Below are 1,115 nucleotides of genomic sequence, written 5' to 3' on the forward strand. Positions count from 1 at the left end.
CCCAGGTCGATCTCGTTGTCGATCAGGTAGCTCAGCGCATGTTCGAAGGTGCCCGGCAGCAACTGCCGCCCGTAGCTCACCGGGATCATCTTGGTCTGATCGGGGTCGTAGTGCCGGTATCGCGCCATCGTCGCTTCGCCTCGTTTCCCGCCTTTTTTGCGGGCATCGCGAATGATAGGCTGCGAGGGAGTTTTTCTACAGCTACGTTGGGTGGCTGTTGAAGCGCAGCACGGCTGAGCGTGGCTGTATCTTTGGCTTGATGGTTTCAACGGTGTGTAAATAAGGATACGCACATGAAGATCAGGTGGGCTTTTCTCGCTCTATTTTTCCTTTCCGGGTGCGCCGCGGTGCCCAGTACCCCGGATGTTATGGGCAATTTGGTAGAGGCTAATCCAGTTCCACTAGCGGCGGTAAAGCTCAGAAGTGATGCGCCCCTGCTTGGCATGCAGCCCGTCAAAGGCGAGCTGGGTCCAGGCGCACCGGCGGTGAAGCTGGCGCAAGGTAGTTCCTATTATCGGCTGTATCGGCTTCCCCAAGTTAACGGCACGCTCCATCTAAAATTAATCTCCTACTGTGCTTGCCTAGGCTTCGATAAGCGCATCGCGGTTCCCGTGGTTCGGGTTCTGACAAAGGCCGGGCAGGTAATCGAACCGTTGCCGGATGGATACGAATATTCGGTGGAAAGTGCACACGGATTCACGCCACTCTCGGTAACCCTGGACGTGACTGTGCCCAGTCCTAACGCTACCTACGCGCTTGTGGCCTCCGACAACTCACGGCCGGACGCGTCTGTCGAACGGATCAACATAGTCGGCATCGGAGGTAGCCTCATGCGATTGAACGTGCGGGCGTACCCTGCCGGTCACTTCGATATTCGCTACGCCGGTCCATAAAGGCACAGGTATCGGGGACAGCGATGAAGTATCTACTTTGCTCGCTATTGGTAGTACTGGCAGCCTGTTCCGCCAACGTGCGTCGGTTCGTGCCCGCAAGCGCAGATCTTGCTCATATGGCGCACTTGGTCGCACTTTCAGACCCTATAGATACATTCGCGCATAGGGAAGGACACTACTCGTTCATTACCTCTGTGGATGGGAATCAAAGGGGACGGAGGC

1 protein-coding gene is annotated in these 1,115 nt (G+C 56.5%); it reads left to right on the plus strand.

The annotated features are described in order from the left end of the window. The first annotated feature begins 293 nt into the window (after window positions 1–293). Window positions 294–893 (plus strand): MalM family protein, encoded by a 600-nt coding sequence (locus UU7_RS17820; protein ID WP_083846026.1) that lies wholly within the window; start codon window positions 294–296, stop codon window positions 891–893. Window positions 894–1,115 lie beyond the last annotated feature (222 nt).

The sequence above is a fragment of the Rhodanobacter spathiphylli B39 genome (assembly GCF_000264295.1).
Taxonomy (GTDB): domain Bacteria; phylum Pseudomonadota; class Gammaproteobacteria; order Xanthomonadales; family Rhodanobacteraceae; genus Rhodanobacter; species Rhodanobacter spathiphylli.

Coding starts and splice junctions, on each gene's coding strand:
- UU7_RS17820 (WP_083846026.1), top strand. CDS start 294: ATGAAGATCAGGTGGGCTTTTCTCGCTCTATTTTTCCTTTCCGGGTGC.